This is a genomic window from Comamonas sediminis (genome assembly GCF_041107495.1).
GTDB lineage: Bacteria > Pseudomonadota > Gammaproteobacteria > Burkholderiales > Burkholderiaceae_C > Comamonas > Comamonas sediminis.
Map to the genome: position 1 here is coordinate 342,246 of NZ_JBGBDC010000007.1, position 23,731 is coordinate 365,976.

A 23,731-nucleotide genomic window follows, 5' to 3' on the forward strand; every position below is an offset into this window, starting at 1 on the left:
AGCCGGTCCCAAAAACGGCCCTTGCGTCGATAGTTATTGGCTGGGATAAGCTGCTGTTTTGAAAAGAAATTTTGCAAATCGAACGGCTCGTTTACGTAAAGCCATTCAGATCTCCAAAACTCCTACAAGCGCGGCGCAGCACCTGCGGCACCATCTAGTTACGGCAGTGTCCAGCGCCTGCCGCCCCTCTCAACTTGACACTGAAGGAGATAGCGATGACTCAGCAGAACCGCCAGGCGTCCACCCAACAGCCTGCGCAGAAAAAGGAACAGCAGCAACAGCAGCAGTCCCCCAAGCAGCAGCAACAGGGCCAGCAAGACCGCAAGCAGCAGTCGCAGAAGTAGATAGCGACGGCACGCAGCCAGATCACACGGAGCCAGCCATGCAACACCTGCCTTTGCCGATGACCAAGCAGCAACCTTGGCCCCTGCAACAGGGGCAGCCATTGCGCGAGGCCAAGTACTCGCAGCAGCAGTGCAAGTGCAACCGCCGCCAACTGGGCACCGAGCCCAAGACGCCGAGCAATGCACAGATGTGCTGATCTGCTGAATGCTGCGCCACAGCCCGCTTCCAGCGGGCTTTTTCGTGGGCGCAGCAGCGTTGGCAGCGGCGATACTGGCGTCCTCGACCCCCTCGCCAGCAGATTGCCATGAACACCGGTTTCTTCGCGCAGCCCAACCCCCCGTACCGCCGCGCCAACTACCCCTTTGCCTACCAGTGGCTGGAGGAGGTGGCCAGCCTCGCTGCACTGCTGGCCCATGTCGAGGCGCTGCGTGCCGCCGACCCCGGCCACCGCTACCTGAGCACCTTGGACGATATCCAGCAGGCCAGCTACACCAGCGGCCATGCCAGCCAGGACGATCGGCTCTCCCTGGCCAGCCCGCCGGACATGGACTGGGACGATCCGGCACAGGAGGCCGCCTGGGAGCTGCAGGCGCTGCAGCACCGCGCGCGGCAACTGCGGCAGGTCCAGAGCCCGCAACGCTGGGCACAGGTCTGCGGCAGCCTGGCGCTGAGCGGCAGCGATATCGACGCGCTGCTGGCCGCCAATCGCTGCCCCGATCTGCTGCTGGACGAGGTCATCTACATCCAGCGTCTGCCCCTCGCCGATGCCGACCCGCTGATCGCCGGCCAGCCCAATGGCTATTTCAGCGCCGACTGGGACAGCTTTCAGAACCATGCCATCCACCAGCATCTGGCGCAGCAGCATGGCTACCAGCTGTATGCGATGGGCGCCGCCTGGATGGCGCTGGCCCGCCCGCAGCCGCCGGATGCGGCGCAGGCCCAGGCGCTGGTAGAGGATTTGCGGGCGCTGTATGCCTCGGCTGATGAGGCGTTGCGGGCCCACGCAGGCTGGCAAGCCCTGCCAGCGGTGCTGCAAACGCAACGCAGCTTGGTGTTGGGCTATACCGAAGACATGGCCGACCGCTGGGAGTCAACCCAAGCTTGAACTTCTGTGAAGGAAGGAAAGGAATGTTGTGGACTTGCGCTGATCGCCCCAGGCAAGAGCGCCATGCGGCTTTGCAAAATGTGTGCAGAGAAACGTCTCGATGCAGGCGGCGCGTCAATTCCTACACCGGCCCCTGGGCTGGGGCGCGACTATAGAGCCATGGCAGGGCAATGTCGCCCCGTCATCATCTTGAAGGAGCTAATGCTATGAACCAGCCAAACAGCCAACGCAATCCCAACCAGGTGAACCAGCAGCAATCGGGCCAGAAATCCGGTTCGCAAAAAGAGCAGCAACACCAGCAGCAGTCGCCGCAGCAAAAGCAGCCTGGTCAGCAAGACCGGTCCCAGCAGCAGCGCTAAAGCCCGCGTTGGCCTAAGCAACTGGTAGTTGCCCCCGCGCGATAGCCAGCAGGGTCAGCCAGGGTGCATGCCTGGCAAGCCCGTAAAAAAGCCTCCATCGCTGGAGGCTTCTTGCTGTCTGCGGTTTGCGGTTGCGGGATCAGGCCAGCTTGGCCTTCAGCAGCTCATTGACCTGGCCCGGGTTGGCCTTGCCCTTGGAGGCCTTCATCACCTGGCCGACCAGCGCGTTGAAGGCCTTGTCTTTGCCGGCCTTGTACTGCTCGACATTGCCGGGGTTGGCGGCGATCACCTCGTCGATGATGGCTTCGAGCGCGCCGGTGTCATTGGATTGCTTCAGATCCTTGGCGTCGATGACGGCGTCCACATCTGCGCCTTCACCGCTCCACAGCGCCTCGAACACCTGCTTGGCGCTGTTGTTGCTGATGACATTGCCGTGGATGCGGGCGATCAGGGTGCCCAGCTGCGCGGCGCTGACCTTGACCTGGTCCATGCCGATCTCTTCCAGGTTCAGGCGGCGCGAGATCTCGCCCATCACCCAGTTGCTGGCCAGCTTGGGCTGGCCGCTGGCCTTGGCGGCGGCTTCAAAGTAGTCGGCCATCGCCTGGCTTTGGGTCAGGGTGGTGGCGTCGTACTCGGGCAGGCCGTAATCGGCGACAAAGCGGTCGGCGCGCTGGCGCGGCAGCTCGGGCATCTCGGCCTTGACGGCTTGCACCCAGCTGTCGGCCACCACCAGTGGCGGCAGGTCCGGATCGGGGAAGTAGCGGTAATCGGCCGCGTCTTCCTTGGTGCGCATCGCGCGGGTCTCGCCGGTGTCGGGGTTGAACAGCACGGTGGCCTGCTGGATCGCGCGGCCGTCTTCGATCTCTTCGATCTGCCAGCGGATTTCGTAATCGATGGCGATCTGCATGTTCTTGAACGAGTTCAGGTTCTTGATCTCGCGGCGGGTGCCCAGCGGCTGGCCGGGCTTGCGCACCGACACGTTGGCATCGCAGCGGAACGAGCCTTCCTGCATGTTGCCGTCGCAGATGCCGATCCAGGTGACGATCTTGTGCAGTTCCTTGGCATAGGCCACGGCTTCGGCGGTGCTGCTCATGTCGGGCTCGGTGACGATCTCCAGCAGCGGCGTGCCGGCGCGGTTCAGGTCAATGCCCGATTGGCCGATGAATTCGTCGTGCACGGATTTGCCGGCGTCTTCTTCCAGATGGGCGCGCACCAGGCGCACGGTCTTTTTCTGGTCGCCGACGAAGAAGCTCACCTCACCGCCTTGCACCACCGGGATCTCGAACTGCGAGATCTGGTAACCCTTGGGCAGATCGGGGTAGAAGTAGTTCTTGCGCGCAAAGATGCTGACGGGCGCAATGGTGCTGCCCAGCGCCAGGCCGAGCTTGATGGCGCACTCGACGGCCTTCTTGTTCATCACCGGCAGGGTGCCGGGCAGGGCCAGGTCCACGGCGCAGGCCTGGGTGTTGGGCTCGGCGCCAAAGGCGGTGCTGGCGCGGCTGAAGATCTTGCTGTTGGCGGCCAGCTGGGTGTGGGTTTCAAAGCCAATCACCACTTCGTAGCCGTTGATGAGCTTGACGGTTGTTTCGGTCATGTTCTGTGTTCCTCCCTGCGTTACTTCGCGATGCCGGTGGGCTGGCGCAGGTGGTGGTCGGTGGCTTGCTGCAGCTGGTGGGCCGCGTTCAGGAGCTTGGCTTCGCCAAAGTAGTTGCCGATCAGCTGCAGGCCCACGGGCATGCCGCCTTCGCCAAAACCGGCGGGCACGCTCAGGCCGGGCAGGCCGGCCAGCGACGCGGGCAGGGTGTAGATGTCGGCCAGGTAGTTGGCAAGCGGGTCGCTCTTGCCGCCTAGCGCCCAGGCCACGGTGGGCGCCGCGGGGCCGGCGATCAGGTCGCAGTCCTTGAAGGCGGCCTGGAAGTCGTCGGCAATCATGCGGCGGATCTTTTGCGCCTGCAGGTAGTAGGCGTCGTAGTAGCCGTGCGAGAGCACATAGGCACCGGTCATGATGCGGCGCTTGACTTCGTCGCCAAAGCCTTCGGCGCGGGTCTTCTTGTACATGTCGACCAGGTCGCTGTAGTCCTTGGCGCGGTGGCCGAACTTCACGCCGTCAAAGCGCGAGAGGTTGGACGAGGCTTCGGCCGGGGCGATGATGTAGTAGACGGGGATGGACAGCTCGGTGCGAGGCAGGCTGATCGGCACCAGCCTGGCGCCCAGCTTTTCGTACTCCTTGAGGGCGGCATCGACGGCGGCTCGCACATCGCTGCTCAGGCCGTCGCCAAAGAACTCGGCGGGCACGCCAATGCGCAGGCCGGCCAGCGAGTCGTTCAGGTGAGCGCTGAAGTCTTCGGCCGGGTGGTCGAGGCTGGTGGAGTCGCGGTCCAGGTCGGGGCCGCACATCTCGCTGAGCAGCAGCGCGCAGTCCTCGGCGGTGCGCGCCATCGGGCCGGCCTGGTCCAGGCTGGAGGCAAAGGCGATCATGCCGTAGCGGCTGGCGCGGCCATAAGTGGGCTTGATGCCGGTGATGCCGCAAAACGACGCGGGCTGGCGGATGGATCCGCCGGTATCGCTGCCGGTGGCTGCGGGGGCCAGGCGCGCAGCCACGGCGGCTGCCGAGCCGCCGGACGAACCGCCAGGCACGCGGCTGGTGTCCCAGGGGTTGCGCACCGGGCTGATGGCGCTGTTCTCGTTGGCCGAGCCCATCGCGAACTCGTCCATGTTCAGCTTGCCCAGGGTCACGGCACCGGCAGCGGCCAGCTTGCTCACCATGGTGGCGTCAAACGGCGACTGGTAGCCGGCCAGCATCTTGCTGCCTGCGGTGGTGGGGAAGTCCTGGGTGACGAACAGGTCCTTGTGGCCAATCGGCACACCGGCCAGCTTGCCGGCCGTGCCCGCTGCAATGGCGGCATCGGCGGCACGGGCCTGGGCCAGGGTCACCTCCTCATCGATATGGACATAGGCGCCCAGGTCCTGGTGGGCCTTGGCGCGGGTGAGGAAATGTTGCGCAGCCTCGACGGAGGACACTTCGCGGCTTTTGAGCTTGGCGGCCAGCTGGGCCACGCTCAAGTCATGCAATTCGGTAGGGATGCTCATGCAAATCTCGCGATCTTGGCGATCTCGGTGAATGGGATAGGGCGCTGCGCGCCGGTCTCAGGGCCGTGGTGCAGCCTGGTGCCGCCACCACGGCCGGGGGCCGGTTGTTGCCAGGGCCCACCAGGCCTGAAGATGCTGTGAATTACTCAATCACCTTGGGTACCAGGAAATAGCCTTTTTCCACGGCAGGGGCACTGCGCTGGTTGGCCTCCCGGTTATTGGGTTCGCTGATGACGTCATCACGCAAGCGCAGGCTGATTTCCTGGATCGCGGCCACGGGGTGTGACAGGGGCATGACACCGGAGGTATCCACAGCCTGCATCTTCTCCACAATGCCGAAAAAGTTATTCATCTGCGAGAGCATGCGCTCACTCTCGATTCCGGATAATTCGAGCCGCGCCAGGTTGGCGATGCGGGCAATGTCATCTTTTGTCAGGGCCATAGATAGTCGTATGTAAACCAGTCGTAAAAAAACGGGGCCGGAAAGCGTTGCCCTGTAAGTTATTCACAGGGGATAGAGTATTATCCCGTCTTTGACGCAATAACGCGGCAACGTCGGTCATTGCGCATCAAAAACCCTTCTGTCATCTCACCACACACCAATGAAGGGCGATGGAGCGCCGAAGCGCGACCCATGCCCTAGAGGAAACCTGCATGTTCGGAGCGTTCCGTCGCTACTTTTCCACCGACCTGGCCATCGACCTAGGCACGGCCAACACCTTGATTTTTGCACGCGACAAGGGGATTGTGCTGGATGAACCGTCCGTCGTTGCGATTCGCCATGAAGGCGGCACCCATGGCCGCAAGGTCATCCAGGCCGTAGGCCGCGAAGCCAAGGCCATGCTGGGCAAGGTGCCTGGCAACATTGAAGCGATCCGTCCGATGAAGGACGGTGTGATTGCCGACTTCCTGATCACCGAGCAGATGATCAAGCAGTTCATCAAGATGGTGCACCCCCGCACCTTGCTCTCGCCCAGCCCCCGCATCATCATCTGCGTGCCCTGCGGCTCGACCCAGGTCGAGCGCCGTGCGATCAAGGATGCGGCGCTCAAGGCCGGCGCGACCCAGGTCGAGCTGATCGAAGAGCCGATGGCTGCCGGTATCGGCGCGGGCCTGCCGGTGTCCGAGGCTTCCGGCTCGATGGTGGTCGACATCGGTGGTGGTACCACCGAAGTGGGCGTGATCTCGCTGGGCGGCATGGTCTACAAGGGCAGTGTCCGCGTGGGTGGCGACAAGTTTGACGAGTCCATCATCAACTACATCCGCCGCAACTACGGCATGATGATCGGCGAGCCCACCGCCGAGCTGATCAAGAAGAGCATTGGCTCTGCGTTCCCAGGCTCCGAAGTCAAGGAAATCGAAGTCAAGGGCCGCAACCTGTCCGAAGGCGTGCCGCGCAGCTTCACGATCAGCTCCAACGAGGTGCTGGAAGCGCTGACCGAGCCGCTCAACCAGATCGTCTCTGCGGTGAAGAACGCGCTGGAGCAAACCCCGCCCGAGTTGGGTGCCGACATTGCCGACCGGGGCATGATGCTGACCGGTGGTGGCGCCTTGCTGCGCGACCTCGACCGCCTGCTGGCCGAAGAGACCGGCCTGCCGGTGCTCGTGGCCGAGGAGCCACTGACCTGTGTGGTGCGCGGCTGCGGTATTGCACTCGACACCCTGGATCGCAAGGGTGTCACGATTTTCACCAGCGAGTAACAGAGGCACCCTTCGCGGCGGTTACGCAATAATGGCGTGCGTCAGCGGCAGTGCTTGCATCGCATGCCGCAGGCCCGCCCGACGCGTATCCGGCAGCTGGGCCGCTTGCGATGTGCAGGCAGTCTGGCTGGATGCTTCGCCGCTGTGATGCGCCCGTTTCTGATTTTTCGCCTTTCTCCGATGTCCCTGCCATTGCCTTTTGTCCACCGTGCTGACCGCCGACCGGCGGACCGGCACGCGTCCGGGCCGGGCGCTGGCCACCGGGCCCGGTCCTGCTGAGGCACCGCATGGCACGCAACGTCTTCTCCGGCGGTATCCCCACTTTCCGGCCCCAGGGCCCCAGCGCCAATGTGCGTCTGGCGCTGTGCGTAGCGCTGGCGGTGTTCCTGATGGTGGCGGACGTGCGCTTCAAGCTGACCGAGCCGCTGCGCAAGGCCGTCGCCACCGTGCTTTTTCCGCTGCAGTGGGTGATGCTGCAGCCGGTGCTGCTGGCCCAGGGCGGCGCCAAGTATTTCGAAGACCTGCATACCGCCCAGGCCGCCGCCGTCACGGCCGAGAAAAACGCGATTGCACTGACGCACCGTGCCAACCTGGTCGAGACCCTGGACCACGAGAACCAGCGCCTGCGCCAGCTGCTCAATCTGGTGCCCCGCCTCAAGACCGAGGGGCGCGCCGCCCAGGTGGTATACGAGACGGCAGATGCGTTCAACCGCCGTGTGGTGATCGACAAGGGGGAGGTTGCCGGCATTGCGCGTGGCTCCCCCGTGATGGATGAGATGGGTGTGCTGGGCCAGGTAACCCGGGTGTTTCCGATGTCCGCCGAGGTAACCTTGCTGACCGACCGGGAGCAGGCCATCCCCGTGCTCAACCCGCGCACCGGCGCCCGGGCTGTCGCCTATGGCGACCCGACCAATGCCTACGGTGGCGGCATGGAGCTGCGCTTCATGCCCAGCAATGCCGATATCCAGGAAGGCGATCTGCTGACCACCAGCGGTGTGGACGGCGTCTATGCGCCCGGCCTGCCGGTGGCGCGCATCGTCAAGATCGAGCGCCGCGCGGATTCGCCGTTCTCGCGCGTCTACTGCGAGCCGCTGGCACAGATGTTCGGCACGCAGTTCGTGATGGTGATCAACCCGCTGCCCGAGGACGCGTTGCCGCCGCGCCCGCCGGCGGAAACCAAGACCCAGGAAGGTCCGGCCTCCACCCCCCGCAAGGGCAAGCGCGGATGATGCCGGCTCCGATGAACCGAACCCCAGGAATGCAGCCATGATCATGCCGCGTGGGCAGCCCTTGCTGCTCCCTGTTCCCCCAGGCTTTGTGGCGCTGACCCTGGTGCTGGCGCTGATGATCAACATGCTGCCGCTGGGCCGCGCGCTGTGGCTGCCCGACGTGCTGCTGCTGGTGCTCGTCTACTGGGGCGTGCATGAGCCCGGCAAGATCGGCATGGGCTGGGCCTTTGTGCTGGGCCTGTGCATGGATGTGCACCAGTCGTCCCTGCTGGGACTGCATGCGCTGGTGTACTCGGGCGTGCTGTATGGCGTGGCGCTGCTGCGCCAGCGCATCACCTGGCTGAGCGTGATGGCCCAGGCGGTGCAGGTGATGCCGCTGTTCCTCGCCTCCGACGTGGTGCTGATGCTGTTGCGGCTGTTGCTGCGCGGCAGTTTTCCGGGCTGGGGCTTTCTGACGCCTGGCCTGTGGTGCGTGCTGCTGTGGCCGCTGGTCAGCTGGCTGCTGCAGCTGCCCCAGCGCCAGCCGCCCGACGATGACGAAAACCGCCCCTTGTAAGCGGGGCGTTTGCGCAGACCATGACCGAGATCCAGAACTCAGACCGTGCCTTCAGCCGTTTTCGGCTGCGGGTGGTCGTCATCGGTCTGGTGGTCGTGCTGTGCTTCGGCATTCTGCTGTCACGCCTGTATGTGCTGCAGATCGAGCGCCATGATGACCTGCTGGCGCAGGCCGAGAGCAACCGCACGGCGGTGGTGCCCATCGTGCCCAACCGGGGCCAGATCTATGACCGCAATGGCGTGCTGCTGGCCACCAACTACTCGGCCTACACCTTGGAGATCACGCCCTACAAGGTCAGCGACGTGGAAGAGACCATCGATGCGCTGTCCGAGCTGATCGAGATCACGCCGCGTGACCGCCGCCGCTTCAAGCGCCTGCGGGAGGATTCGCGCAACTTCGACTCGCTGCCGATCCGCTCGCGCCTGACCGACCAGGAAGTGGCCAAGTTTGCCGCCCAGCGCTACCGTTTTCCGGGTGTGGATGTGAAGGCACGGCTGTTTCGCTCCTACCCGATGGGTGAGACCGGTGCCCATCTGATCGGCTATATCGGCCGCATCAACCAGCGCGAGAAGGAGCGCATCGACGACTCCGACGAAGCGGCCAACTACCGGGGCACCGAATACATCGGCAAGACCGGCGTGGAGGCCAGCTACGAGAAGGAACTGCACGGCCACACCGGCGTCGAGCGCATGGAAACGTCGGCCGGCGGCCATGCGGTGCGCAAGCTCGACAGCTCTCCAGCCACCCCCGGCGAGAGCGTGGTGCTGTCGGTGGACATCAAGCTGCAGAAGATGGTCGAGGACCTGTATGGCGAGCGCCGGGGCGTGGCCATTGCGATCGACCCGCGCAGCGGCGAGCTGCTGGCCATGGTCAGTAAGCCCACCTTCGACCCCAATATCTTTGTCGAAGGCATTGACCAGGAAAGCTGGAAGGCGCTGAACGAATCCATCGACCGGCCCCTGCTCAACCGGGCGATGCGCGGCACCTACCCGACCGGCTCGACCTACAAGCCCTTCATGGGGCTGGCCGGGCTGGAGACGGGCAAGCGCACCCCGTCGACCATCATCCAGGACGGCGGCAGCTGGACCTTTGGCGGCCACACCTTCCGCTCCGGCCATGCGCTGGGCCCTGTCGATCTGAACCGCGCGATCCAGCATTCGAGCAATGTCTATTTCTACACCCTGGCCAATGAAATGGGCGTGGATGCGATCCATGACTTCATGAAGCCGCTGGGCTTTGGCCAGATCACCGGCATCGACCTGCCCGGTGAAGTGCGGGGCGTGCTGCCCAGCACCACCTGGAAGCGCGAAACCTACAAGCGCCCCGAGCAAAAGCGCTGGTATGCCGGTGAGACCATCTCGCTGGGCATTGGCCAGGGCTACAACAACTTCACGATTCTGCAACTGACCCATGCGCTGGCGACGATCCTGGACAACGGCAACAGCCGGGTGCCGCATGTGGGCCGTTCGCTGATCGACCCGGTGACCGGCGAGCGCCGCCCCATCGAGCAGCCGCCGCCCGTGAACCTGGGCTACAAGCAAAGCAATATGGATGCAGTCAAGCGCGGCATGGTGTCGGTGGTGACGGGTGGCACCGGGCGCGGCTCCTTCGGCACGGCCCGCTACACGGCCGGCGGCAAGACCGGCACGGCCCAGGCCATCAGCATCGGCCAGAAGGAAAAGTACAATGCCGCGCGTCTGGCCGAGCGTCAGCGCGACCATGCGCTGTACATCGCGTTTGCACCGGCCGAAGACCCGAAGATCGCCGTCGGCGTGATCGTGGAAAACGCTGGCTTTGGCGCCGGCTCGGCTGCCCCGATTGCCCGCCGCATCATCGACTACTGGCTGCTGGGTGAATACCCCAGCGAGGCCGATATTGCCGCGATGCAGCGCGGCGATGGCCGTGCGCCGATGGGCACGCCAAGGCGCGTCGAAGATATCCAGCTGAAGCCGCAGACCGAGCCACCGCAGTAAGCCCGTGGGCCCGTGGCGGGGCAGCGCACCAGGCCACAAAAAACCGCCTCAGAACCAGGCGGTGAAGGACGAAGGGCCATGCCCGGGCAGGGCTGGCCATGCAGGCCAGCACCCAGGCCGCCGTTCAGCGCAAAAAGGCGTCGTAACCGGTCTTGAGGATCAGCGCGGCCACGACGACGATGAACATGCCGCGCACAAAGCCCGAGCCCTTTTTCAAGGCCATCCAGGTGCCCAGCATGCTGCCCAGGATGTTGGCAGCGGCCAGCGGAACCGCAAAGTGCCACCAGACATGGCCCTTGGCGGTGAACAGGATCAGCGCTGCCACATTGGTGGCGATGTTCAGGATCTTGGCACTGGCCGAAGCGTTCAGAAAGTCGTAGCCCAGCCAGCGCACCATCAAGAACACGAAGAAGCTGCCGGTGCCGGGGCCAAAGAAACCGTCGTAGAAGCCGATGGTGGCGCCAATCGCGCAGGCCACCCAGGCCTCGGTGCGGCCGCTGTAGCGCGGCGCATGGGTCTGGCCCAGCTGCTTTTTGTACAAGGTGTAGGCCAGCACGGCGATCAGGATGATCGGCAAGGCCTTGCGCAGCATGCTCGGATCGACCACGGTCACCGCCCAGGCGCCCAGCAGCGAGGCGACAAAACCTGCGCCTGCCGCCGGTGCAATGGCTGCCCAGCGCATGTCCACGCGCCTGGCGTACTGGCGCGCCGAGATCAGCGTGCCCCAGACGCCGGCGCTCTTGTTGGTGCCCAGCAAGGTGGCCGGTGGTGCAGCGGGGAAAGCGCCAAACAGTGCGGGCACCAAAATGAGGCCGCCGCCACCGACGACCGCATCCACAAAGCCCGCGAACATGGACGCGAGCGTAACGAAGATCCATTCCATGGGGCGAGATTGTCGCACCGCCAACGGGGGGCTGGCACCGTACCAGGGCGGCTAAATGCAAGGCCGCCAACGGAACAGCAGCGGTGTTGGACGGGGCAGGCGCGTGGCCTTGCCGGGTCGCGATGCAAGGCCTGGGACAGAGGAGGGATGGCGCATGGGACGCCAGAAAAACAAAAGCGCCCGAAGGGCGCTTTGAAGGAGCATCTCGTTTTTATTGATGCCTTATATAAATGTTCGAATTGTTGAGATGTCTCCTCGGTCCTCTCGCAGAGCACTGTTTCAGTGCCTCGAGTGCCTCTACTATAGGCCATCGCACCTGCATGGTGCATTGGGATTTACCCCAAAGGTAACTGATTTGGTGCAGATTGCAGGATGGCGCCACTTTTTGCCCCATTCGCGCGCCCAGCCGCCCCGGAACAGCAAAAAATGAGACAAAACTGCCGTTTCAGCGCCCGTGAACCGGTCGGTAGCCCCCCAAAGGGACGTGGTCAGCGCAGCAGCGGCCGTAACCGGGCTGAAACTCTGTAGCGCACCATCATGGCCCATGGCTGGCGCGGATCCACTCCGAAGCCCGCTCGGCCAGCATCAACGTGGGCGAGTTGGTGTTACCACTGGTGATGGTGGGCATGGCGCCAGCGTCGACCACCCGCAGGCCACGCACGCCGCGCACGCGCAATTCGCTGTCGAGCACGGCCATTGGATCGTGGTCCGCACCCATCTTGGTGGTGCCCACCGGGTGGAAGATGGTGGTGGCGATATCGCCGGCCAGGCGCGCCAGGTCCTCATCGCTCTGGTACTGCGCACCAGGCTTCCATTCCACCGGCTGGTACTTGGCCAATGCGGGCTGCGCGGCGATATGGCGGGTCACGCGCAGGCTGTCGGCTGCCACCTGGCGGTCCTCGGCGGTGGACAGGTAGTTGGGCGCAATCGCAGGGGCGCTGCGAAAGTCTGCGCTCTTGATCTGCACGGTGCCACGGCTGGTGGGGTTGAGGTTGCAGACGCTGGCGGTGAAGGCCGGGAAACGGTGCAGCGGCTGGCCAAAGGCATCGAGCGACAGCGGCTGCACGTGGTACTGGATGTTGGGATGGGGCTGGCTGGGGCTGCTGCGGGTAAAGGCCCCCAGTTGCGACGGTGCCATGCTCATCGGGCCGCTGCGCTTGAGCAGGTATTCCAGCCCGATCTGTGCCTTGCCCCACAGGTTGCTGGCCAGCACGTTCAACGTGGGCGCGCCATCGATCTTGAAGACCGAGCGGATCTGCAGATGGTCCTGCAGGTTGGCGCCGACGCCGGGCAGGTCATGCTGCACGGCAATGCCATGCTGCTGCAGCAACGCGCCGGGGCCAATGCCCGAGAGCTGCAGGATCTGCGGGGAGTTGATGGCGCCCGCGCTCAGCACCACCTCCTTGTCGGCCTTGACGATGGTCATCTCGGTGCCGGTCCAGACCTCCACCCCGGTGCAGGCGAGCTGGCCGTCGGCCTGGCGCTCCAGCACCAGGCGGCTGACCTGGGCATTGGTCCACATCTCGAAGTTCGAGCGCCCATAGCAGGTAGGCCGCAAGAAGGCCTTGGCGGTGTTCCAGCGCCAGCCGTTCTTCTGGTTGACCTCGAAGTAACCCACCCCTTCGTTGCTGCCCCGGTTGAAGTCATCGGTGGCGGGGATGCCGGCCTGCTGGGCCGCCTGCGCAAAGGCATCCAGAATGTCCCAGCGCAGGCGCTGTTTCTCGACCCGCCATTCGCCGGTGCTGCCAGTGCGGCGGTTGCCATGCCACTGCGCAAAGCTGGGGCTGGTCTCGCCCTCCTGGTCCAGGCGCCAATGGTCTTCATGGCGCTTGAAGTAGTTGACCGTGTCGTTCCAGCGCCAGCGGGCGTCGCCGGTCAGCTCGGCCCACTGGTCGTAGTCGCGGGACTGGCCGCGCATATAGATCATGCCGTTGATGCTGGAGCAGCCGCCCAAGGTCTTGCCGCGCGGGTAGAGCAGGCTGCGGCCGTTGAGACCGGCATCGGGCTCGGTCTTGTAGAGCCAGTCGGTGCGCGGGTTGCCGATGCAGTACAAATAGCCGACGGGGATGTGGATCCAGTGGTAGTCATCGCGCCGTCCCGCCTCGATCAGCAGCACCCGGTTATGGGTCTTGGCACTGAGGCGGTTGCACAGCAGTGCGCCCGCAGTGCCTCCACCGATGACGATGTAGTCGAAACTTGTGTTGTCTCCAGATTGCATGTGCGGTCTTCTTATCAGGGGGAGCGCCGGGCGCCCACGGTCCATCGAATGAATCGGCAAGTTTGTGGTCAGTATGCCGGGCTTGCCAAGCGGGAAAACCAATGTCCTGTCACCCACCGCGCCTACTGCCGGTCCCTGGCCGCCAAGCGTGGTGTAGATGCCGCAGTGCTGCGGCTCGGCGATACCTTCCTACAGAGGCACGCGCTGTGATCGCCAGCGCGCAGGGTGCGGCTGGGTAACAGACCGGCTATAGTGCGAATGGCGTGCGCGCAGGGCGACACGCTTTGTTTTTAGACCCATGGACGATACAGCCCCTCATCTACAGCAACACCAGGACGGCACGCAGCGCTGGGCGCAGCTGCGCGGACGCTGGGGCGCGGCTGAGCTGGGCCAGCGCTCGCTGTGGCGCGATCTGCGCCGCCAGCTCGATGGCGCGGCACCGGGCAAAGAACAGGGCTGGGACCTGTCCGAGGTGCAGTGGCTGGACCATGTGGGCGCGCAGCTCTTGTGGGACCACTGGGGCCAGCAGTGGCCTGCGCAATTGCGCACCACCGATCTGCAGCGCCAGATGCTGGAGCGGGTGGCCTCGTTGACGATGGGCTGCCCGCCGGAGACCCAGGTCAACTGGTGGGGCTGGCTGATCCAGCTGGGCCTGGTGCTGCTGGGCTTCATGGCCCATGTGCGCAGCATGGTCGAGATGGTCGGGCAGCTGCTGCTGGATGTGCTGCGCCTCATCAAGAACCCGCTGCGCGGCCCCTGGCGCGATGTGTCGGGCCATTTGTATGCGATGGGCGCCACGGCGCTGCCGATCACGGCCCTGGTGGGCTTTCTGATCGGGGTGGTGCTGGCCTATCTGATGTCGCTGCAGCTGCGCCAGTTCGGTGCCGATGCCTTCATCGTCAATATTCTGGGCATCTCGCTGGTGCGCGAGCTGGGACCGCTGCTGGGTGCGATCCTGGTCGCCGGCCGCACCGGCTCGGCCATCACTGCGCAGATCGGCGTGATGCGGGTCAACGAAGAGCTCGATGCCATGCAGGTGATGGGCATTGCGCAAGGCTACCGCCTGGTGATGCCGCGCGCACTGGCGCTGGCGCTGGCGATGCCGCTGGTGTCGATGTGGACCACGGTCTGCGCGCTGGTCGGCGGCATGATGGCGGCTGATGCCGCAATGGGCGTATCGCCCGCCTATTTCCTGCAGGCGATGCCCGGCGCGGTCGATATTGCGAACCTCTACCTGGCACTGGCCAAGTCGGTCACCTTTGGCGTAGCCATTGCGCTGATTGCCTGCCATTGGGGTCTGGAGGTCGAGCCCAACACCCAGAGCCTGGGCCGGGGCACGACTTCGTCGGTGGTGATCTCGATCACCGCAGTGATCGTGCTCGATGCGATCTTTGCGATTGCATTCCGCAAGGTGGGGTTCTAGTGATGGACAAGGCGGTATCTCCCCCACCCAACGCAGCGGCCAGCGATGAGAAGGTCGTTGATATCCGCAAGCTGTGGACCGTGTTCGGCCAGGGCGAGCGGGCCTTTGCGATCCACCAGGATCTGGACATGTCCGTCTACCGGGGCGAGATCCTGACCCTGGTCGGCGGCTCGGGCACCGGCAAATCGGTGCTGTTGCGCCAGATGCTGGGGCTGCTGCAGCCCGCCAAGGGCGAGGTGCTGATCATGGGCCAGCCGGTCCGGGAGCTGAGCCTGCGGGGCGCGGCCTCGCGCATCGGCATGCTGTTCCAGCAAGGGGCGCTGTTCTCGGCTTTCAATGTGCTGGAGAACATCGCGTTTCCGCTTAGCGAGCAGGGAACCTTGCCCAAGGATGTGGTGCGTGATGCAGCCATGGTCAAGCTGCAGATGGTGGGCCTCAAGCCCGAGCATGCAACGCGGATGCCCTCCGACCTGTCGGGCGGCATGATCAAGCGCGTGGCACTGGCGCGCTCGCTGATCATGGACCCGCCGCTGCTGCTGCTCGACGAGCCCACCGCCGGGCTCGACCCCAACAGCTCGGATGAGTTCTGCGATCTGCTCAAGGACCTGCATGCCGAGCTGGGGCTGACCGTGGTCATGGTCACCCATGACCTCGATACCTTGTTTGCGCTGTCCACCCGCGTGGCAGTGCTGGCCGAAAAAAAAGTGATTGTCTCGGGCACACCGGCCGAAGTGGTGCAGTTCAAGCATCCGTTTATTGAACATTTCTTCCTGGGTGAGCGTGGACGCCGTGCAATGGCTCCGGTGGCGCTTGGTGGGGTGAAGGGATAGCTATGGAAAACAAATCACACGCACTGGCGGCTGGATTGTTTGTGGTCTTGCTCACGGCGCTGGTCATCTTCCTGAGCCTGTGGATGGGCCGTGACAACACGAACTACACGCGCTATGAACTGTCCACCCGTGAGACCGTCAGCGGCCTGCAGCCGCAGGCAGCGGTGCGCTACAAGGGCGTGGCCGTAGGCCGCGTGACCAAGATCGAGTTCGACCCGGCCAAGGACGGCACGGTGCTGATCATCATCGCGGTCAACTCGGAAGCGCCCATCACCACAACCACCTACGCGATGCTGGGCTACCAGGGTGTCACGGGCCTGGCCCATATCCAGCTTGATGACGACAACACCGAAACCACGCCGCTGCCGCCCGGCCCCGATGGGATTCCGCGCCTGCGCGTTAAGCCTTCGCCCTTTGGCCAGATTGCCGAGCAGGGGCCGATCATCCTGCAGCAGGTGGAAGATGCGACCCGCAAGGTCAACGACCTGCTCAGCCCGGGCAACCAGCAGGTGCTGGTGGACAGCATGAAGAGCCTGGGCCAGGCGGCCCAGAGCCTGGACCAGCTGAGCAAGCGCCTGGTCGTCACCGTCGATACCAAGCTCGATCCGGCGCTCGACAGCCTGCCTGCCGTAGCCCAGGATGCGCGCAAGACGCTGGCCGGTATCCAGAAAACCTCGAACGACGTCAGCGCTGCAGTCGGCAGCCTGGCGGCCAAGGGTGGGGTTGTTGACCAGATGGGCCAGGCGGTCGAGAAGGTCAGCGACGCGGCCGACAACTTCAACCGCAGCACCCTGCCCGCCATGGGCCGCACGATGCACGATGTGGGCGCCGCCGCGCGCCGCATGGGCGATACGGCCGATGCGTTCAAGAACAACCCGCAGTCTCTGATCTATGGCAGCTCCAATGCGCTGCCAGGCCCTGGCGAGCCAGGTTTTGTAGCCCCGCCCGCCGTGGGCAGCGGCCGATAGGATGGATGCCATGATTTCTACTTCTCTGCGTCGCCGCCTGCACGGCGCTGGCCGTGCCGCCCTGGTGGTGACGGCCGTGGCGGTGCTGGCCGCTTGTTCGGCACTGCCGCAAAAGCCCCAACCGGTGGCACGCTATGACTTCGGACCGGCGCAGGCCCTGGCGGCACCGGCCACGCCCGCCGCGACGACCGAGCCCCTCGTTCTGGCCGATGTGCGCGCGGCCGGGGTACCCGATGCCAGCGCTTCCATCTACTACCGGCTGGCCTATGCGGATGCGCGCGAACTGCGGCCCTACACCCAGGCCAGCTGGGTGCTGCCGGCGATGCAGCTGATCCAGCAGCGCATGCGCGATGTGCTCAGCGGCCAGCGGGCCGTCGTGCTCGATGACGATGGCGCCACGCCGCTGCTGCGCAATACCGCGTACCCAGCGATGCTGCGCCTGGAGGTGGTCGATTTCAGCCAGGTATTTGACTCTGCCCAGTCCAGCCACGGCGTGCTGCGCATGCGCGCCACCTTGAGCGAGATCACGCCCAAGGGTGAGCGCTGGCTGGCCCAGCAGGTGTTCGACGCCCGCCAACCGGCCACCAGTGCAGATGCTGCGGGGGCTGCAGCATCGCTGGCGGCCGCCACCGACCAGGTGGCCCAGCAGCTCGATAACTGGCTGCGCCAACAGAACCGCTGATGCGCGCAGCATGGAGGCGCCCGCTGTGGCGCGCGTCGGCCGCCTGGATGCTGGGTGCCATGGCGGTGGTGCCGCTGTTGGCCGCAGAGATGGGCGACGATGCCTACCGGGAGGCGGTGGCGCAGCTCGATGCGCAGGCGGACCGGGCGCTGGCGCATTGCAAGCAGCTCGCTGGCGGCCCCAATGCCCAGCGCCGCTGCCTGCTGGAGGCAGAGACCCAGCACCAGGTCGATGCCGCTGCGCTGCAGGCGCGGCGCCACCCCAGCGGTAACAACCATTTCAAGGCGCTTGCGGCCCAGGTGGAACGGCGCCATGCGCTGGCCGCCGAGGACTGCAAGAGCCGCCATGCCGGCAACGACAAGGACAGCAAGAGCGCTCAGCAGGCATGCCTGCGCGAGGCCAAGCAAAAGCGTGCGGCCGGCATCCAGGATGCGCACCAGCAGGCGGCCAGCGAGGTTTCCATCTTCACGCCACCCAAGAGCCAGGCCGAACGCCAGCGCGAAGCCGATCTGGACACCGCCATCCGCAAGTGCGACAGCCTGCTGGGCGATGCCAATGTGCAGTGCGTGCGCGGCCTGTCTCCGGAGGCACGGTTGCGCGCGCTGAGCCGGGGCAGTGGCGCGCCGCCTGCCAAATAGGCACCCACCTTTGAAACGCAACCAGGCAGCCCGAGGGCAGCCTGGTTGCATGGGGTGGTAGCGGCGCTCAGAACCGCTGCTGGGCCAGCAGCAGCGAGCAGCGCAGCCGCAGCCACATCAGGCGCCGGGCATTGGCCTGCAGCGGCAGCTGGCTGCCACGCTCCAGCCACTGGTCACGCAGCGCACGCAACTGGCTGCGGCTCATCTGGCGCTGGGCCAGGCGCCATTGCTGGCGCTGCTTTTCCATGCGGTGGTCGGTGTTCATGCGTGCTCCTGCAGGCCTTGGGCCCAGGCCTTCGGGGCGGGCTCGGGGTTGTCGCCTTTGCCAAACGCATACCAGTCAACCTTGCGCGTGGCCACCATCACGATCGCCAGCACGGCAAACAGGGCGAGCGAGCCGACCGCCAGCGCCGTCTGCTCGAGCTGCAGCAGCACGAACAAGAGGCCATACATCACCGCAATCAGCGCCGCAAACGGCAGGCCGCGCCGCAGGCTGCCCAGGATGTGGCTGGCGTAGTAGCCCAGCAGCAGCACGCAGGCGCCGGCGCCAATCGCATAGGCCTGTGTGAAGCCCAGATGCTCGGACAGGCTGATCAACAGCAGGAAGAAAATGCACAGCGCCGAGCCCACCAGCAGGTACTGCACCGGGTGCACGCGCAGCTTCTTGAGCACCTCGAACATGGCCACGGCCACGAAGGTCAGCACAACGAACAGCACCCCGTACTTGGTGGCGCGGTCGCTCAGGCTGTAAGGGTTGACCGGGTCGATGAAGCTGGTGCCGAACTGCTCCAGGCACTGGCTTTCTTCGGCCGCATAGGCGTAGCTGGTATCGGCGATGCCCAGGCTGCACAGCGAGCGCTCCTGGACAAAAGCCTGGCGTGCCGACGAGGCCAGCGCAGGAATGCTCCAACTGGCGGTGAAGCCCTGTTCGCTGACCTCGCGGCTCAGCGGCAGGAAGTTGCCACCAAACGAGGGATGGGGCCAGTCGGCCTGCATGCTGACCTGGTTGGTGCCGCCCAGCGGCACAAAGGCCACGCGCTCGGTGCCCATCAGCTGCAGCAGCACGACCACCTCCATCGTGGCATTGCTGTCGCCGCCGCTGGTGCCGGCAGCCAGGGTCTTGGACTGCAGGCCCCGGGGGTAGACGCTGTGGCCGGTGCCCGGCTCCAGGGGCAGTGGCTTGCCATCGACCTGCAGGGTCGCGCTGCGGATGCCGCGCGGATCGCTCAGTGGCAGGACCAGACGCGGTGCATCGCAGTGGCGCACGGCGCTGCCCTCAGGCTTGCCTTGCAACTGGTTGCCCGGCGCAAAGCGCGCCACCAGCTTGTCATGCATCAGGAAGGTGTTGACCTGGTAGAGGCCACGGGCGCGGGGCTGCATCTCGGCACGTGTCTGGTGGCTGAGCTCGTCGGGCAACGCGTAGCGCTGAAAGCTGACCAGCCGCGTTTCCACGCGCCCTTCACTGTCCTTGCCGCTCACCTCACGGGTGCAGCGCTGGGCCAGCACCGGGCCGAACAAGGTCTGCGGACCGGCGGTGCTGTTGACCACACTTTGTACTGCGCGGTCTCGGTTGTAGATGCGGTCGCGCACCACATCGCTGATCATCATCAGCGCCACCATCAAAAGCGCCATGGTGATGGCCAGGCTCAGGGCCTTTTGCACCAGTCTGTTTTTCATGCATTCCTCGTTGCTCTGTGTATCGGTGCGGCGAGTGTCGGCGGCCCCGGTGAGCCGAGCATGAAGTCTGTGAAGGCAGCGTGAAGTGGCGGCGATGGGCGATGAAATGCTCAGCCCTGGGCCGAGAAATCGAGGCTGGCGCGCAGGCCGGGATGGGTGTTGGCAAACTGCAGCCGGCCACCATGCAGCAGCATGATGCGCTGCACGATGGACAGGCCCAGCCCGGTGCCGCTGCGCTCGCCATTGGGGCGCGGCGTGGTGAAGAAGCGCTCGCCCAGGCGGTGCAACAGGCTGTCGGGCACGCCCGGGCCGCTGTCCTGCACGCTCAGGCGCTGGGGCTCCAAGGTCAGCACGATCTGGCTGTGCGCCGGTGAGAAATCCAGGGCATTGGCCAGCAGGTTGCTGATGGCCAAGGTGACCAGCGCAGCATCCCAGGCGCCGTGGCTGTCGCCGCCCTGCAGCAGCAGCTGTATGCCTTTTTGTGCGGCGGTGGCCTGCAGCTGCGCGATGGCCTGCGCAGCACAGGCGCGCAGGCTGGTGGGGGTGCCAGCCTGGGCCAGCCCGTTGCGCTGCTCCAGCTGGCTCAGCTGCATCAGCTGGTCGATCAGGTTTTGCAGGCGCAGGCTCTGGTCCACCACCTGCTGGGCAAACATGGCGCGGTCGGCGGCGGGCAGATCGTCCTGCAGCAGCTCGCCTGCGCCCCGGATGGCGGCGACCGGGCTCTTGAGCTCATGCGTGAGGGCGCGCACATAGCCTTCGATGTAGTCGCGCCCTTCCAGCCGGCGGCGCATCGAATCCATGGCCTGGGCCAGGTCGCCCAGCTCGCCAGGAACATCGGGCACCTCGGGCGTCTTGTGCGGCAGCAGCTTGCCTTGCGCCTCCTGCAGGGTGGGGCCCTGCACATGCTGGGCATAGCTGCGCAGCTTGCGCACCTGCACCACCAGCCACCAGGTGATGGCAAAGCCGACGGCGGCCGACAGCAGCAGGAACAGCACGCCGCCGCGCAGCATCTTGCGCTCGCTGCTGTCGATGATGCTCTGCACCGCATTGGCCGGCTTGGAGACGGTGAGCACGCCGAGGATGGCGCCATCCCGCATGATGGGCGCGGAGACATACATGACGCTGGTGGCCTCGTCGGTGGCCACTTCGCGTGAGGTGCGGGCGCCGTACTCGCCGCGCAGGGTGAGGGCCACATTGCGCCAGCGCGCGTAGTCGGCCCCCACATCCTGGCCGGCGGAATCGAACAGCACGCGGCCCTGGTCGTTGGTGACCGTCACGCGCAGGTCCAGCGCGGCCTTGCGCGTGTCCCAGATCCACACCCGCAGCGGCTGCTCGAAGGCGGCCTGCACATGCTGGGCAAAGCGGCTGTTGCTGCTGCCGCTACCGCTGCCCAGCTTTCCACCGGCCAGGTCATCGCTGGCCTGGGCCGCCAGCAGGTAGGCGGTCTCGACCAAGGTGTCTTCGGTCACCTTGCGCACGCTGGGCTTGATCTCGGCCATGAACACGCGCAGCACAAAGAAGGCGGCCAGCCCATTGATCAGGAAGAAGGCAAACAGCAGGCGGATCCCCAGACGCATGGCCGGTCCTCAGCCGCCGTCGCGCAGGCTGTAGCCCATGCCACGGTGCGTGGTGATGAAGTCCTGGTCAGCGACGACGGCGCGCAGCTTGGCGCGCAGGGTCTTGATGTGGGTGTCCACCGTGCGGTCGGTGCTGTCGCTGTGCAGGCCCCAGACGGCATCGAGCAAATGGTGGCGGCTGAGGATGCGGCCCTGCGCGGCCAGCAGGCTGCTGAGCAGCTGGAATTCGCGCCGCGTCAGATCCAGCAGCACGCCTTGCAGGCGCACGCACTGGCCGGCCTCATCCACCTGGAACGCGTTGCGGGCGGCGTGGGGCGGGGCATGGCTGGCAGTGGCTGGCGGCGGTGAAAACTGCTGGGCACGGCGCAGCAGCGCGCGGGTGCGCGCCACCAGCTCGCGCGGGCTGAAGGGCTTGCTCAGGTAGTCATCGGCGCCCAGCTCCAGGCCCAGCACGCGGTCGACCTCTTCGCCCCGGGCGCTGAGCACCAGGATGGGCGCGGGCGAGCCGGCGGTGCGCAGCTGGCGGCACCAGTCCAGGCCATTGCCATCGGGCAGGCCCACATCGAGCAGCAGCGCATCAAAGCGGCCGCTGGCCCATTGCGCGCGGGCATCGGCCATCAAAAGGCTATGGGTGCAGCGGATGCCATCGCGCTCCAGCGCATAGCAGACGGTGCGGGCAATGGCTGGGTCGTCTTCCAGCAGCAGAACATGGGGGGTAGAGAGCATGTTGGCTTGGGTCTGAACGGCGGCCTAGCGCCCGCCACCGGCATCGATGAAGGAGCCGGTGCAGTAGCTGCTGTGCTCGGACATCAGCCAGTAGATGGCCTGCGCGATTTCGTCGGCGGTGCCGCCGCGCCCCAGCGGCACACCGGCCGACAGCCGCTGCACGCGGTCGGGCTGGCCGCCGCTGGCGTGGATGTCGGTCTCGATCAGACCCGGGCGCACGCCGTTGACGCGGATGCCTTGCGCGGCCACTTCATGGGCCAGGCCCAGAGTCATCGTGTCGATGGCCGCCTTGGAGGCCGCATAGTCCACATACTGGTTGGCCGAGCCCAGGCAGGCAGCCCGGCTGGACACATTGACGATGCTGCCGCCGGCGCCCCCTTCGGCCGTGCTCATGCGGCGCACCGCTTCGCGGGCGCACAGAAAGCTGCCCAGGACATTGATGTCGAACATGCGGCGCCAGCGGGCCATGTCCATGTCCTGCAGGCGCTGGGCGCGGTCCACCACACCCGCGTTGTTGACCAGGGCGCCCAGACTGCCCAGCTCGTTGTCGATGCGGGCGAACATCGCCAGCACCTGGGCCTCGTCGGCCACATCGGCCTGCACGGCCAGCGCGCGGCGGCCCAGGGCCTGCACTGCCTCTACCACGGTCTGGGCGGCAGCGGCGTTGCTGCTGTAGTTCACGGCCACATCCCAGCCATGGTGGGCGGCGAGCAGGGCGGTGGCGGCACCGATGCCACGGCTGGCACCGGTGATGAGGACGATAGAGGTCATGGCGTTGGGGCTCACAAAAGATGCACTATCTTAGGCGAGCTTGCGCCGCATGCCCATGCCGCATTCAAGGCGCAGGCAGCGCGGCCAGCCGGTCGAGCGCCTCGGCGTCCTGGTCGCTGACGGGCAGGTAGACCACCATGCGCATGCCGCTGCGCGGCGCCGACCACCAGTAGGTCTGGCGCAGATGGAGGATGCCGACCACCGGGTGGTCAAAGGTCTTTTCGTTGTTCTCCGGGCTGCGCACCTGGTAGCGCTCCCAGGCATTGCGGAAGACGGGCGAGTGCGCCAGAAAATAGTCCAGCCGCCGGGCAATCGCCGGGTCGCCGCTTTGCTGGGTGTAGGCGGCGCGGAACATCGCCACCATGCGCTCGATGCTCTGCGGCTCATGGCGCACCACGCGCTGCCACTGCGGATTGAACAGGTTCATGTGCAGGCAGTTGCGCTCCAGCGCAGGCAACCGCTGCAGCGATACACCCATTAGCCGCTCATAGGCGGCATTGGCGTCGAGCAGGTCAAACGCGGCGCTTTGCATCTGGGCGGGGTAGGGCAGCATCTTGTCCAGCAATTGCCGGTGCAGGCAGCCCGGTGCTTCCTGCATTGCAACCGCGGGCTGGTCGAGCTTGATGCCCGCCAGCACGAGCAAGTGACGCAGCTCGTCGTCATTGCATTGCAGCGCCCGGGCAATGGCCTCCACTGCCTGGCGCGACGGCTGTACCTCACGGCCTTGCTCAAGCTTGGTGTACCAGGTCACGCCAATACCGGCGAGCTGGGCGACCTCCTCGCGCCGCAAGCCGGGCGTGCGCACGCGTCCATGGCGCGCCAGGCCCATGGCGGCGGCCGACAGGCTCTCGCGCCGGGCGCGCAGAAAGTGGCCCAGCTCCTGCGCAGGGACAGAGGCCGCAACGGCAGGCGGGGCATGGGTGGGGGTGGCTGCAAGCATGGTCTTGGGCGGTTAGGGTAGCGGCAATGGTGCAGTGCAG

At 65.6% G+C, this 23,731-nt stretch carries 24 protein-coding genes; 13 read left to right on the forward strand and 11 right to left on the reverse strand.

Features of this window, described 5'->3' with window-relative positions; all coding sequences use genetic code 11:
• Positions 1-215 precede the first annotated feature (215 nt).
• From AB7A72_RS17605 to AB7A72_RS17620, 4 genes are all read left to right on the forward strand, one after another.
• Positions 216-344, forward strand: coding sequence for a hypothetical protein (locus AB7A72_RS17605; RefSeq protein WP_312836305.1), 129 nt, complete (start codon positions 216-218; stop codon positions 342-344).
• Positions 345-382: 38 nt separating this feature from the next.
• A complete protein-coding gene (locus tag AB7A72_RS17610) occupies positions 383-541 on the forward strand; it encodes a hypothetical protein (protein ID WP_239810280.1) in 159 nt (52 codons plus the stop codon).
• 108 nt (positions 542-649) lie between these two features.
• Positions 650-1,450: a hypothetical protein gene (locus AB7A72_RS17615; protein ID WP_369460712.1), complete on the forward strand. Its 801-nt coding sequence runs from the start codon at positions 650-652 to the stop codon at positions 1,448-1,450.
• Between the two features lie 206 nt (positions 1,451-1,656).
• Positions 1,657-1,809 (forward strand): transcription initiation factor TFIID subunit D10, encoded by a 153-nt coding sequence (locus tag AB7A72_RS17620; protein ID WP_312525905.1) that lies wholly within the window; start codon positions 1,657-1,659, stop codon positions 1,807-1,809.
• A 139-nt stretch (positions 1,810-1,948) separates the two neighbouring features.
• Here the strand turns inward: AB7A72_RS17620 and gatB are convergent, their stop codons facing one another.
• The 3 genes from gatB to gatC form a co-directional block, all read right to left on the reverse strand.
• Entirely contained in the window at positions 1,949-3,403 is a 1,455-nt protein-coding gene (gatB, locus tag AB7A72_RS17625; protein WP_312462188.1) for an Asp-tRNA(Asn)/Glu-tRNA(Gln) amidotransferase subunit GatB, read from the reverse strand.
• A 20-nt stretch (positions 3,404-3,423) separates the two neighbouring features.
• The gene (gene gatA, locus AB7A72_RS17630) at positions 3,424-4,899 is read right to left on the reverse strand and encodes an Asp-tRNA(Asn)/Glu-tRNA(Gln) amidotransferase subunit GatA (RefSeq protein ID WP_312525901.1); all 1,476 of its coding nucleotides are present in this window, start codon (positions 4,897-4,899) and stop codon (positions 3,424-3,426) included.
• A gap of 142 nt (positions 4,900-5,041) precedes the next feature.
• Complete coding sequence (gene gatC / locus AB7A72_RS17635; RefSeq protein ID WP_369460713.1) at positions 5,042-5,341, reverse strand: Asp-tRNA(Asn)/Glu-tRNA(Gln) amidotransferase subunit GatC; 300 nt, start codon at positions 5,339-5,341, stop codon at positions 5,042-5,044.
• Positions 5,342-5,553: 212 nt separating this feature from the next.
• Here gatC and AB7A72_RS17640 point away from each other — a divergent pair, with 212 nt between their 5' ends.
• From AB7A72_RS17640 to mrdA, 4 genes are all read left to right on the forward strand, one after another.
• Entirely contained in the window at positions 5,554-6,600 is a 1,047-nt protein-coding gene (locus tag AB7A72_RS17640) for a rod shape-determining protein (RefSeq protein ID WP_021026802.1), read from the forward strand.
• Positions 6,601-6,887: 287 nt separating this feature from the next.
• Entirely contained in the window at positions 6,888-7,829 is a 942-nt protein-coding gene (gene mreC, locus AB7A72_RS17645; RefSeq protein WP_239810286.1) for a rod shape-determining protein MreC, read from the forward strand.
• Between the two features lie 37 nt (positions 7,830-7,866).
• Complete coding sequence (mreD, locus tag AB7A72_RS17650) at positions 7,867-8,385, forward strand: rod shape-determining protein MreD (RefSeq protein WP_239810287.1); 519 nt, start codon at positions 7,867-7,869, stop codon at positions 8,383-8,385.
• A gap of 20 nt (positions 8,386-8,405) precedes the next feature.
• Positions 8,406-10,358: a penicillin-binding protein 2 gene (gene mrdA / locus AB7A72_RS17655; RefSeq protein WP_239810288.1), complete on the forward strand. Its 1,953-nt coding sequence runs from the start codon at positions 8,406-8,408 to the stop codon at positions 10,356-10,358.
• Between the two features lie 124 nt (positions 10,359-10,482).
• Here the strand turns inward: mrdA and AB7A72_RS17660 are convergent, their stop codons facing one another.
• Both AB7A72_RS17660 and AB7A72_RS17665 read right to left on the reverse strand, forming a co-directional pair.
• Entirely contained in the window at positions 10,483-11,241 is a 759-nt protein-coding gene (locus AB7A72_RS17660; protein ID WP_312462182.1) for a sulfite exporter TauE/SafE family protein, read from the reverse strand.
• Between the two features lie 535 nt (positions 11,242-11,776).
• Positions 11,777-13,459 carry a GMC family oxidoreductase gene (locus AB7A72_RS17665; RefSeq protein ID WP_312836564.1) on the reverse strand — a complete coding sequence of 561 codons (1,683 nt, stop codon included), beginning with the start codon at positions 13,457-13,459 and terminating at the stop codon, positions 11,777-11,779.
• Positions 13,460-13,757: 298 nt separating this feature from the next.
• Here AB7A72_RS17665 and AB7A72_RS17670 point away from each other — a divergent pair, with 298 nt between their 5' ends.
• The 5 genes from AB7A72_RS17670 to AB7A72_RS17690 are packed head-to-tail and all read left to right on the forward strand — an operon-like array spanning position 13,758 to position 18,000.
• Positions 13,758-14,882, forward strand: coding sequence for an MlaE family ABC transporter permease (locus AB7A72_RS17670; protein ID WP_239810291.1), 1,125 nt, complete (start codon positions 13,758-13,760; stop codon positions 14,880-14,882).
• Positions 14,883-14,884: 2 nt separating this feature from the next.
• Positions 14,885-15,712: an ABC transporter ATP-binding protein gene (locus AB7A72_RS17675; protein WP_313333438.1), complete on the forward strand. Its 828-nt coding sequence runs from the start codon at positions 14,885-14,887 to the stop codon at positions 15,710-15,712.
• A gap of 2 nt (positions 15,713-15,714) precedes the next feature.
• Positions 15,715-16,680, forward strand: a complete 966-nt coding sequence (locus tag AB7A72_RS17680) for an MlaD family protein (RefSeq protein WP_369460714.1) — start codon at positions 15,715-15,717, stop codon at positions 16,678-16,680.
• A gap of 10 nt (positions 16,681-16,690) precedes the next feature.
• Positions 16,691-17,362 carry an ABC-type transport auxiliary lipoprotein family protein gene (locus AB7A72_RS17685; protein WP_312525888.1) on the forward strand — a complete coding sequence of 224 codons (672 nt, stop codon included), beginning with the start codon at positions 16,691-16,693 and terminating at the stop codon, positions 17,360-17,362.
• Positions 17,362-18,000 (forward strand): hypothetical protein, encoded by a 639-nt coding sequence (locus AB7A72_RS17690; RefSeq protein ID WP_369460715.1) that lies wholly within the window; start codon positions 17,362-17,364, stop codon positions 17,998-18,000. Before AB7A72_RS17685 ends, AB7A72_RS17690 begins: the two co-directional genes overlap by 1 nt.
• A gap of 67 nt (positions 18,001-18,067) precedes the next feature.
• Here AB7A72_RS17690 and AB7A72_RS17695 read toward each other — a convergent pair whose 3' ends face one another.
• The 6 genes from AB7A72_RS17695 to AB7A72_RS17720 form a co-directional block, all read right to left on the reverse strand.
• Positions 18,068-18,265 (reverse strand): hypothetical protein, encoded by a 198-nt coding sequence (locus tag AB7A72_RS17695; protein WP_239810296.1) that lies wholly within the window; start codon positions 18,263-18,265, stop codon positions 18,068-18,070.
• A complete protein-coding gene (gene creD / locus AB7A72_RS17700) occupies positions 18,262-19,677 on the reverse strand; it encodes a cell envelope integrity protein CreD (protein WP_369460716.1) in 1,416 nt (471 codons plus the stop codon). Before creD ends, AB7A72_RS17695 begins: the two co-directional genes overlap by 4 nt.
• 110 nt (positions 19,678-19,787) lie before the next feature.
• Positions 19,788-21,254: a two-component system sensor histidine kinase CreC gene (creC, locus tag AB7A72_RS17705; protein WP_369460717.1), complete on the reverse strand. Its 1,467-nt coding sequence runs from the start codon at positions 21,252-21,254 to the stop codon at positions 19,788-19,790.
• 9 nt (positions 21,255-21,263) lie between these two features.
• Entirely contained in the window at positions 21,264-21,980 is a 717-nt protein-coding gene (gene creB / locus AB7A72_RS17710; RefSeq protein WP_312413766.1) for a two-component system response regulator CreB, read from the reverse strand.
• Between the two features lie 24 nt (positions 21,981-22,004).
• Positions 22,005-22,751, reverse strand: a complete 747-nt coding sequence (locus AB7A72_RS17715) for an SDR family oxidoreductase (RefSeq protein ID WP_369460718.1) — start codon at positions 22,749-22,751, stop codon at positions 22,005-22,007.
• A 64-nt stretch (positions 22,752-22,815) separates the two neighbouring features.
• Complete coding sequence (locus AB7A72_RS17720; RefSeq protein ID WP_369460719.1) at positions 22,816-23,691, reverse strand: helix-turn-helix transcriptional regulator; 876 nt, start codon at positions 23,689-23,691, stop codon at positions 22,816-22,818.
• Between the last annotated feature and the right edge of the window lie 40 nt (positions 23,692-23,731).

Excerpts from the sequence above, each read along its gene's own strand:
- creB (WP_312413766.1), bottom strand. The coding sequence starts at position 21,980 with ATGCTCTCTACCCCCCATGTTCTGCTGCTGGAAGACGACCCAGCCATT.
- AB7A72_RS17685 (WP_312525888.1), top strand. The coding sequence starts at position 16,691 with ATGATTTCTACTTCTCTGCGTCGCCGCCTGCACGGCGCTGGCCGTGCC.
- AB7A72_RS17675 (WP_313333438.1), top strand. The coding sequence starts at position 14,885 with ATGGACAAGGCGGTATCTCCCCCACCCAACGCAGCGGCCAGCGATGAG.
- creC (WP_369460717.1), bottom strand. The coding sequence starts at position 21,254 with ATGCGTCTGGGGATCCGCCTGCTGTTTGCCTTCTTCCTGATCAATGGG.
- AB7A72_RS17610 (WP_239810280.1), top strand. The coding sequence starts at position 383 with ATGCAACACCTGCCTTTGCCGATGACCAAGCAGCAACCTTGGCCCCTG.
- AB7A72_RS17695 (WP_239810296.1), bottom strand. The coding sequence starts at position 18,265 with ATGAACACCGACCACCGCATGGAAAAGCAGCGCCAGCAATGGCGCCTG.
- creD (WP_369460716.1), bottom strand. The coding sequence starts at position 19,677 with ATGAAAAACAGACTGGTGCAAAAGGCCCTGAGCCTGGCCATCACCATG.
- AB7A72_RS17615 (WP_369460712.1), top strand. The coding sequence starts at position 650 with ATGAACACCGGTTTCTTCGCGCAGCCCAACCCCCCGTACCGCCGCGCC.
- AB7A72_RS17605 (WP_312836305.1), top strand. The coding sequence starts at position 216 with ATGACTCAGCAGAACCGCCAGGCGTCCACCCAACAGCCTGCGCAGAAA.
- AB7A72_RS17640 (WP_021026802.1), top strand. The coding sequence starts at position 5,554 with ATGTTCGGAGCGTTCCGTCGCTACTTTTCCACCGACCTGGCCATCGAC.
- gatA (WP_312525901.1), bottom strand. The coding sequence starts at position 4,899 with ATGAGCATCCCTACCGAATTGCATGACTTGAGCGTGGCCCAGCTGGCC.
- mreC (WP_239810286.1), top strand. The coding sequence starts at position 6,888 with ATGGCACGCAACGTCTTCTCCGGCGGTATCCCCACTTTCCGGCCCCAG.
- mreD (WP_239810287.1), top strand. The coding sequence starts at position 7,867 with ATGATCATGCCGCGTGGGCAGCCCTTGCTGCTCCCTGTTCCCCCAGGC.
- gatB (WP_312462188.1), bottom strand. The coding sequence starts at position 3,403 with ATGACCGAAACAACCGTCAAGCTCATCAACGGCTACGAAGTGGTGATT.
- AB7A72_RS17715 (WP_369460718.1), bottom strand. The coding sequence starts at position 22,751 with ATGACCTCTATCGTCCTCATCACCGGTGCCAGCCGTGGCATCGGTGCC.
- AB7A72_RS17690 (WP_369460715.1), top strand. The coding sequence starts at position 17,362 with ATGCGCGCAGCATGGAGGCGCCCGCTGTGGCGCGCGTCGGCCGCCTGG.
- AB7A72_RS17660 (WP_312462182.1), bottom strand. The coding sequence starts at position 11,241 with ATGGAATGGATCTTCGTTACGCTCGCGTCCATGTTCGCGGGCTTTGTG.
- AB7A72_RS17620 (WP_312525905.1), top strand. The coding sequence starts at position 1,657 with ATGAACCAGCCAAACAGCCAACGCAATCCCAACCAGGTGAACCAGCAG.
- AB7A72_RS17665 (WP_312836564.1), bottom strand. The coding sequence starts at position 13,459 with ATGCAATCTGGAGACAACACAAGTTTCGACTACATCGTCATCGGTGGA.
- AB7A72_RS17670 (WP_239810291.1), top strand. The coding sequence starts at position 13,758 with ATGGACGATACAGCCCCTCATCTACAGCAACACCAGGACGGCACGCAG.
- AB7A72_RS17720 (WP_369460719.1), bottom strand. The coding sequence starts at position 23,691 with ATGCTTGCAGCCACCCCCACCCATGCCCCGCCTGCCGTTGCGGCCTCT.
- mrdA (WP_239810288.1), top strand. The coding sequence starts at position 8,406 with ATGACCGAGATCCAGAACTCAGACCGTGCCTTCAGCCGTTTTCGGCTG.
- AB7A72_RS17680 (WP_369460714.1), top strand. The coding sequence starts at position 15,715 with ATGGAAAACAAATCACACGCACTGGCGGCTGGATTGTTTGTGGTCTTG.
- gatC (WP_369460713.1), bottom strand. The coding sequence starts at position 5,341 with ATGGCCCTGACAAAAGATGACATTGCCCGCATCGCCAACCTGGCGCGG.